We start from the raw sequence: 8894 nt of genomic DNA on the forward strand, positions 1-8894 counted from the left end.
GGCGCCGCTTCGGCTGTACTTGCTGATTCTCTTCCATGGTGTACACGTGTCCACTTGAGTTTATGGTGGACACGATGCTCCGCGATCTTGACCTGCCGATTCAAGATGCGATCACCGGGCGCTTACGATGCTTATTGCGCAGCAGGACTGACAGACGTTGCGGGATAGCCGCGTATTCCCGGAAAGGACTACTTCGATTGACCGGACGGCTGCTGCGAACCTGATGAGGAGGGTTGGCCAGTCGTTGCACCGCTGCTGGAGCCACTGCTGCCAGACGGCATGGTTTGCGTTTGCTGTCCGCCCGAGGAAGAGGAAGACGCGCCGCCGGACATGCCGCCGCTCGAGGACGACGACGGCGCCGCCGATGCGCCGGGAGAGCCGCTCGATGCGCCACTGCTTCCCGATGACGGTGTCTGCATACCGGAGGAACCGCCCGATGTGCTGCCGCCGGACTGCATGGATTGCCCGCCGGAAGAACCGCTGGAGCTGGAGCTGCCGCTGCTGCCGGATGCCTGGGTCTGCGACTGCTTCTTGGCCTGTGCCAGCGTGCTGTCACGGGTCGCCTTGGCCTGCTGCTGGCAGGCCTTCTTGGCGTCGCCCATCTGGTCATCGCAACGTTCCTTGGCAATCTCGTACTCGCCTTTGGCCTTCGCTTCCGCCAGTTCATAGCGGTTTTTCGGTGTATCGCGTTCATCGACCTTGGCCTGCGCTTCAGCAATATCCTTCTGTGCATCGGCTTCCGCCTTGCAAATATCCTTGGCGTTGTCCTTCATGCCGTCGCATTTTTCCATGGCAGCCTTGTGCTGCTGGTCGATCTGCTGCTTCGCGGATTGTTTCCCCGAACTCGACCCGCTGCTCATGGATTGTTGCGAACCTTGCTGTCCCTGCGAACCCGAGGTCGAGGACGATGTTTGTGCAAAAGTGCTCGCCGTAAAGGCTAAGGCGAACGATGCGGCAACGGCAGTAAGCTTGGCGTTCACGTGAGTTCTCCTTCCAAGGATGAAATGGAACGAAACTGCAGCAAGGTCCGCGCCACCATGGAAGTCGCCGCAAGAATACCCGGCTGTGCGGCGCAGAGGCCGCTGTTACCGCGACCCGCGTGAAGCACGCGTGTAAATCTCCGCACTCTGATGTAGTTTTTGCCACTTCCGAGAAGGCATCTTTCCTTTTTTCACTTTCCCGGACCACGTGCCAAAACAAAGGGCACCGTGCGGTGCCCTTGCCTCGGATCCCTCGTACCTCTGTACCGCCCTACGGCGCCGCCTTGCGGCGGGCAATGGCTGAGTTGGACACGATTTGATAGACGAGTGGTCGCGGAGCGCCATAGGTAAGTGCCTTCACGCCTGACCACTTGTGCGTATAGTAGTCCTGCACCGAGGTCACCGTCTTGCCGTTGATGGTGCTGAACAGTTCATGACGGAATACGCAGGTGTAGTCGAACTTGCCGGCTGCAACCTCGGTGCCCTCTTCCACCCCGATAAAGGTGACCTTTTCGGCGACGTCGACGCTGCTGTTAAGCTCGGGCACCAGGTAGTTCACGTAGTCCATCTTGTACGTGTGTGTCGCCGCGTCCCCCAGCAAAAAGGGGCTAGCGCTGCGCCCCGCCGACAGATCGCCCATCGTGGCTGGGGTGTTGGTAGTGAGCGTCCGCGTGCCGGTCGCGTCATTCAGGTAGTTCTTCCGGCTCGTCGCGATACTGCCTCCATGCAGGATAAGCGCTGTGGCTTCCACACCGAGCACCATGACGTTGTCTGAACGAAGATAAGGCGGGTTGTCGGTCTTGACGATCAGTGCGTCACGCCCGTTGAACGTCGTACGCGTCATCTCGGTAACCGTCTCGGTCTGGTCGACGCTGCCGATGCCTTCAGACTGCGCATAGGTCTCCACAGTGCTTTTGACCACGTCGCCAAGCTCCACATCGTCAAAACGTGGGAAGCAATCGTCGTAAGTCACTGCGCGCGAACTCGTGGAAAACTGCGGAGCCGGGTCGAGCTCGAGCGGATTGGTAAACGATGAACCCGAGGCCGGCGCGCCGGTGGATGGCTGCTGGTCCGTCTTGGGACTGGAACTCCCGCCTCCGCATGCCGCCAACACACCCACGCAGAATGCGCCTAGTGCAACACTCCTTGCTGCTGTTCCCATGGTCTCCCCCTCTTCGCTGCGATTGTTCGAATGGCGACCCGGCAGGCCGCGCTTATATTTTTTGCAAGGATTATAGGCAGCTTTGAGGCGAAAAAATTCCGTGTGGAACGTGTTTCGAGGAGTTATTCGATAAATATCAAATGGCAGGAAGATGCCGTTGCTCGCATCCCGGCACTAAACGGCATGGATGCGATACGGACAGGAAAGTTGTAGTAACGCAATAAGCGAAATGCAATGATACGAAGTACGGATCAGGAAACCGGTGCCTTGCTGGACATGAGGCCGATCATGCTATTCATCGCCTCCCGGCATGCCAGCCGCCCATGAGTATCAAGGCAGGAATACCAGGGACCGGAGAAGCCGAGTGGAGTCGGCGGCATCAGCACGACATGCGGCGGGATGTATTGATGCATCACCCCCTGCACCCGCGGCCACTCGTTGGCAAGCATGGATTCATACGCTGCATCGTCCATCGCCATCATGGTTCTCAGCGGTTCAGGATCGACGTACGGCAGGTTCAGTCCGCTGATATGCACCTCCGGCATATACGAAGCAGGCGGGATTGTTGCCGGTGCCGGGGGCGGATCATTCCTGAGCTGCCAGGTGCGCGTCGGCATTGCCACGATTTCCGTCGCATCGGCGCTGCCTGCCGGTCGATTGTAAACACTGACCCTGGCCAGCAAGGTTCCGTTCGGCAGACTGCGTGTGTCGAAAACCAGCGTCGCGCGTCGCTTGTCCGGTGCGATGGTGAACACTCCAAGACGCGGGCTGTAGCCGTCCGGCGGCAATAGCTCGACATTCTCGATTGCGCTGCCCTGCACTTCCAGCGTGACGGTTCCTGCGAGCGTGGCGCCGTTTGCCGGTGCCGTTGACAGGGATGCGGTGAAGGGTTCGTCCGGTGGTGTGACGTCACCGGTTGGGTTATCTGGTGGCGTTGTGCCTTCTCCCGGCGTTGTGGGAGTGCCAGTTCCGTTACTTGTCTGGCCGTTTGATGTTGCGGTGGCTGAATCACCGCCGCCACCCCCACCGCCGCAGGCGGCAAGCAAGGTGGATAGAAAGACTGTTGCCAACTTCAGGGAGACTCTCGACATGACGTGCACCTGTGTTCATATATCAGCTCCCTGATCTTTGTTGGTATAACTTGACCAAGCGTACCTACCGCAGCCCGCCGCAGCCTTGACGACTCTCAAAGGGGACCTTGCTCTCGTATCACGTCGCGGCGTTGTGTGACGGCTTCACAACGCTGGCTGAACAGGCTTTCCGCCTCGGCTGGGAACAGCCTTCCTTCGTATATTCATTTGCGACCGATCTGCAAATGTGAACCAGCGACATGCGTGCCGAAACTGCACGTGGATTCACACACCTGACTGAAGTCGGAACCACGTTGAAGCCGGGTTTATTTTCGCCAGGTTCGACAACGAAATCGGAGTAAGATAAAAACATCTCGATGCTCAGGGAGAAGCCATGTCAGACCGTCGAATGGGAACGCGGATCGAACAAGAACAGAACGAATCCGGTCTTGAAATTTTCCAGGGGCTGCAGCGCTATGAGCGGCGCTCCGAAGTCCGCCAGATTTCGTACTACATCTCGGGCAGCATCCAGCAGCCGCAGTACTACACCGAGCTGTTCTACACGCTGCGCACCGCCACCGAGAACGACCTCATCTATCTGCATCTCAACACCTCGGGTGGTGACTTCGACACCGGTTTGCAAATCATTAACAACATGCTCGCGTCGAATGCGCACGTCGTGACCGTGCTCGAGGCACGCGCCTATTCGATGGGCGCTTTCATCTTCCTCGCGGGCGATGAACTCGTCGTGCACGATAACTGCCAGCTTCTTTTCCACATGTACTCCGGCAGCTTCGCGGGCAAGGGTAACGAGCAGCAGGCGGAAGTCATGGCGATCAGTGCGTGGTTCGAAAAGTTCATGGCGCGTACCTGCGAGCCTTTCCTGTCGCCCGCCGAGATCAAGGGCATCCTGAAAGGCGCAGACCTATGGATGGACTCCGATGAAATCCGGCATCGCATGGCACGCATTCGCCGCGCCCAGGTGCGGCTGGCAGCACCGCATGCCCCCAAACCCAAAAACGGCGATGCAGAGAAAGAAAAGTCGAGCTAAGCGCGCTTAGAGCGCCTAACACAATGCTGATGGCAAGACGCGCCGACGAAGACAGTACATGGCGTACGGCGAGGAGGCGGACGGCCGCCCCACGCAACGCTGCAAGCGGCATTTTGTTAGACGCTCTTAACGAAAAACGCGAACCGCAAGGTGTACCAACGCAAGTCGGTCATGGTGTGCAAGTGACCGCCCTGTAGAACTTCCAGCAAAGCCCCGGAACGGGATCGGCGGGCTTCCTGCCGACAGCGCTGCACGACATTGCGCAATGCAAGCGGTTCTTCTCCTGAGGTCGCAACGTCGCCCTTATCCAACCTCAACTACCGGCAGCATCTTGCGGCGCACAATCGCGATCATGATGTGGGCCGGCGACACGTTGCGTGCGATGAACCGACACTTGCTTTACCCCTGAACGCGGCATCCTGAAGGCACTGCGTCATCTTCCGTACATCATCGGTACATCTGCACAACTGCCATCGAACATCTCCGGCGACACACGATATGCGGCGCATGGCTTTGTCCAGTGCCGGATCAATGTTTTACCTGTGACCGGAAGCTTGCAAGAGGAGCCGTCGATGATCGTCGTACAGATCCATAGTGGTCTTGGCAATCAACTGTTCATGTACGCGGCGGCACGCGCGCTTGCGCAGCGGCGCAGCACCGCGCTGTATCTCGATGTGGATACCGACTGTCGCGAGGGCGTGAATTTCGGCGAGCGCATAGGGCACTCGTTCCAGCTCGACAAGTTCAATATCCGTGCCGGGTATCTCGGCATGGACGCCATCAAGATGGAGGGCCCGCCTTCAACGGTCGGCTTTTATAGCGCGGTAAAGACACAGCTGCGCGACATCAGGGTATTGCGCAGCGCGGTCCGCCTGCTTCGCTACAAGGGTATCGACATATCGAAGATGGCAATGAAGATGTCGGGCACTGACAAGCGGATGTTCGTGGAGGACCGCGGTGACTGGGGCTACAAACCGCATTTCCTCGACCTGCCTGACGACACCATCCTGCGCGGCTGTTTTTTCTCCTATCGCTACTTCGACTGGATGCGTGACATGCTGCTTGATGAGCTATCGCTGAAGAAAGGATTGTCTTTCAGGAGCAAGGAGATCGAAGAAGAAATCCTCGGGGGTGAATCCGTTAGCCTGCATGTGCGGCGCGGCGACACCATCACAAATCCGGAGTACCACAGCTGGTATGAAGGCGTCGTCACCGACCGCTACTACCGCAACGCCATTGCGCACTTCACGCAAAGGCTGGAACGCCCTCATTTCTTCGTCTTCTCGGATGACATGGCATGGACCAAGGCGAACCTCCGGATTCCCGGCAAGGTTACCTACGTCGACCACAACGGCCCGGAAAAGGGTTACGAGGACCTGCATCTGATGAGCCGCTGCAAGCACAACGTGACTGCGGGTTTCAGCTCGTTCAGCTGGTGGGCCGCCTACCTCAACCGGAATCCTCAAAAGATCGTCGTCAGGACGGAACGCATGAATGGCCTGGATGCGCTTAACCATCCGGAAGACTTCTTCCCGTCAAGCTGGGTCGTCGTTCCTTCCTGACGATCACATGGCCAATGTCATTCAAGGTTCAATACACGAATACTGTTTGAAAATCATGGCGAGCGGGAAGAACCGGGAGCGATAAGGAGAAGATGCGCGGGGCGTACATCGAGCGCAGCCCTCACCTGATAAGCGCGACAGGTTTCCCGACAAATGCGCTCTCAGGACTCAGCGCCGAACTCCTCTTCCCCCTTTGTCCGTACACCGCCAGCGCGCCGCCATTGCCGCAACCGGTTCACCAACCGCCCGACCTGCTGCGCCATTCGCGACTCCGCGCGCTCGACGTCGTGCAGCAGCCACTGCTTGACAGCGTGGATGTGTCCGTTGATCGCTTTTCCGAGCATCCTGCGGCCGTGCAGCGCCGCCTGCAGCGTGCTGCGGTAGACATCGATATGAAGAATGTCGTGCCGCTCTGCCAGCAGTCGATACTTGTAGCCATACCGCCCCTGCAGCAGATGAAAACGTTTGGCGCCGCGTGCAATGCCTTCGCAGATCGTGTGGTAGTAGCACACGATACCGAGGCTGTAGTAGTTGTACTTCGGATCGTGCGCAATCACATGCATGAAGTAGTTCTCGCCAATGCGAAATCCGATCGCGCCCGCGCACACCTTGCCGTCGATGGTCGCAATCCCGACCAGCCCGGATTCCCTGGCGAGCTTGACAATCCATTGCGTCTCCGCTTCGTTGAACCGAGGAACGATGTTCTTGCTTTCCATCCTGATGCAACTTAGCCGGATGATGTCGCGGATGTCCTGCTCGCTCACTTCCGATCCCACGCACACACGATAGGAATAGGAGGGGAAATCGCGCTGCAGCGCATTGGTGTAACGCTTGATGTTGCGTCGCATGTTCTTGCCGACGCGCGCGTCATATTCCTTCACGCTGCCAGGCAACTCGACAATCATGTCTTCCGTGTAATTCACCGCGTGCCATGGATAAGGAAGTCGCTGCACGTCCGTACGTACCCTGGCAAAACTCACTACCTTGACGCTCTTGTAGCTGCTGAACATGTGTGCAGCGAAGCGCCGGATGTCTTCTGCGCCGAGGGAAACGAATTCGCTCAGCACGTGAACTTCCCCGCCGACCCGCCGGTACAGGAGTACTGTCACCGGTATGCCGCCCTGCCGCACGACATAAGTACTGGCGCCCACGAGCTGGCCGCTCATATCAAGGTAGGACGGGAGGCAGTACAGATGTCCGTGAAGCCGCTCGATTTCACGATACGCAAATACCGGTACTTCGTTTTCATGACAGGAGATACTGATTTCTGCCGCTGCCGCGACGTCGAGCAATGTATCGTTGACGCCCGAATGCATTTTGTTGAGTTGTTCGGTGACAGTGGTCATTGATTTCACAGTTGTGTATGCAGTCGAAATCTTTGTGCTGCACCAGGTTCAACGGTGCAGCATGCGAACTCACATACCCGCTACTCGGGTGCATCGGAATAGTGCCGGGTGCTTATGCGACATGCTGCTGTCGATGCAATAAACGTTCCACTGCGCGCTTGCCATTCCGCACGCCATTGACGAGGTAATAGGCAAGACTTGCCACTACGCTGGAATCATCCTTGCGCCTGGCCTTGTTCAACAGCCAGCTCCTTGCCGTGTACTTGTAGCCGTTGTACGCCATCCCCGCTACCATTGGCAGCTTTGCCAGCATATGCCTGCGTGAACGGTAAACAACGATGTGATCGAGGTCCCGCTGCACGCCCAGCAGACGATACTTGTATTCATATTGCCCCCACAGGAAGTGGTAGGCCCCACCCTTGCGGGCGATGCATTCGCAGATGGTCAGGTAACAGCACAATGTCCCCAGCCCGTAGTCGTCGTAGGCAGGATCGTGTGCAATCACCTGGAGGAAGTAGTTCTTCCCGAAGCAGGTGTTGATCGTCCCCGCGCATACCTTTCCATCGATCGTCACCACCCCGACAAAGCCGCGCAGCTTGAGCAGCTCAAGAATGCGGCGCTCTTCCTGCTCGTCGATATAGGATTCCTTGTTTCGACCCGACATGCGCGCCTTGTTGAAGCCGATAATGGCGCGCACATGCTCCGCCCTGATCTCTTCATTGGTAAAGACCGTAAAAGTAAACGACGGATGTTCGCGCTTGAGCTTGTTCAAGTAACGCTTCACATAGGAGCGCGTCGACTTTCCCAACCGTCCGATGTACTCCTCTACCGAGCCAGGCAAGTCAAGGACAATATCCTGAGTCGAATGGAACTGCTGATGCGGAAACGGCAAACGCCGCGTCTCGGCCTGCACGACGGGAAATGAAATCGCATGCACAGAAGGATAGCTGCTGAACACATGCCCCGCAAAGCGCTCGATCTCTTCCTCATTCAGGCGCATCTGTTCATTGAGCACGGTAACCCGGCCCGCCGCAACACGGTAAAGCAGTGCAGCGACCAGCGTGTCACCTCTGTGCGCAACATATGCGATCGTGTCTCGTGAAACATGTCCGTACACCTGCAGCTGCTCATAGGACGCATAGCGATGCTGGTACAAGTGTTCCATCCCCGCTTGAACCGGTGACGGAAAGGAGCCCTGATACATCGAAATGGTGACGTTTTCTCTATCCATTCTGTGGCTAAAGTTCGGAAGAACACCGCCCCCTGTGCAATGAGCGGAACAAGCAACGTCGACAGTATTGAAAAGAAACGAGGAGCCTTCCCTCTCCAGATGGACAGACAAGCCAACTCCCTACTAGGCTCATGCTTCAGCTCTGCCCTGTATGGTTTTTATTATGGTTCTTAGCGTGCGATGTCCCTATCCGCAGGCTCAGGATCGTTGAGTGCGGTCAAACAGAAATTCTTTTGCGCAGCGCGGGAGGTTCTTCATCGGGTGCCCGAGATGAGCGTGGTTTGCTCTGTATCAGCGGATATGGAGATTGATTGAACTAAGGTGCCGCTGACATGCTGTTCCGGCGGTGCCTGTAGGGGTCGGTAATTGATCTGCAAAAGCAAAAACCCCTCGGTCCTTGTGGACGGAGGGGTTTTTTGGTGTAACAAGCCTGACGATTACCTACTTTCACACTGGTTGCAGCACTATCATCGGCGCGAAGTCGTTTCACGG

7 protein-coding genes are annotated in these 8894 nt (G+C 57.3%); 2 read left to right on the forward strand and 5 right to left on the reverse strand.

All coding sequences use genetic code 11. The features are described from left to right. Window positions 1–188: 188 nt before the first annotated feature. The 3 genes from ACYVIA_RS22065 to ACYVIA_RS22075 all read right to left on the reverse strand — a co-directional run bounded on the left by ACYVIA_RS22065 (window position 189) and on the right by ACYVIA_RS22075 (window position 3233). Window positions 189–980 carry a hypothetical protein gene (locus tag ACYVIA_RS22065; RefSeq protein WP_460844433.1) on the reverse strand — a complete coding sequence of 264 codons (792 nt, stop codon included), beginning with the start codon at window positions 978–980 and terminating at the stop codon, window positions 189–191. A gap of 271 nt (window positions 981–1251) precedes the next feature. Beyond that, window positions 1252–2142, reverse strand: coding sequence for a hypothetical protein (locus ACYVIA_RS22070; RefSeq protein ID WP_460844435.1), 891 nt, complete (start codon window positions 2140–2142; stop codon window positions 1252–1254). Between the two features lie 251 nt (window positions 2143–2393). Next, window positions 2394–3233 carry a hypothetical protein gene (locus ACYVIA_RS22075; RefSeq protein WP_460844436.1) on the reverse strand — a complete coding sequence of 280 codons (840 nt, stop codon included), beginning with the start codon at window positions 3231–3233 and terminating at the stop codon, window positions 2394–2396. Between the two features lie 373 nt (window positions 3234–3606). On the opposite strand from ACYVIA_RS22075, the gene ACYVIA_RS22080 reads away from it, so the two are divergent. Together ACYVIA_RS22080 and ACYVIA_RS22085 are read left to right on the forward strand one after the other, a co-directional pair. Beyond that, the gene (locus ACYVIA_RS22080; protein ID WP_460844438.1) at window positions 3607–4263 is read left to right on the forward strand and encodes a Clp protease ClpP; all 657 of its coding nucleotides are present in this window, start codon (window positions 3607–3609) and stop codon (window positions 4261–4263) included. 572 nt (window positions 4264–4835) lie between these two features. Further along, window positions 4836–5825 (forward strand): alpha-1,2-fucosyltransferase, encoded by a 990-nt coding sequence (locus ACYVIA_RS22085; RefSeq protein WP_460844441.1) that lies wholly within the window; start codon window positions 4836–4838, stop codon window positions 5823–5825. 161 nt (window positions 5826–5986) lie between these two features. Here ACYVIA_RS22085 and ACYVIA_RS22090 read toward each other — a convergent pair whose 3' ends face one another. Then, window positions 5987–7171 carry a GNAT family N-acetyltransferase gene (locus ACYVIA_RS22090; protein WP_460844443.1) on the reverse strand — a complete coding sequence of 395 codons (1185 nt, stop codon included), beginning with the start codon at window positions 7169–7171 and terminating at the stop codon, window positions 5987–5989. 112 nt (window positions 7172–7283) lie between these two features. After that, on the reverse strand, window positions 7284–8402 hold the full coding sequence (locus tag ACYVIA_RS22095; RefSeq protein WP_460844445.1) for a GNAT family N-acetyltransferase: 1119 nt from the start codon (window positions 8400–8402) through the stop codon (window positions 7284–7286). Window positions 8403–8894 lie beyond the last annotated feature (492 nt).

Source organism: Noviherbaspirillum agri (assembly GCF_054780595.1).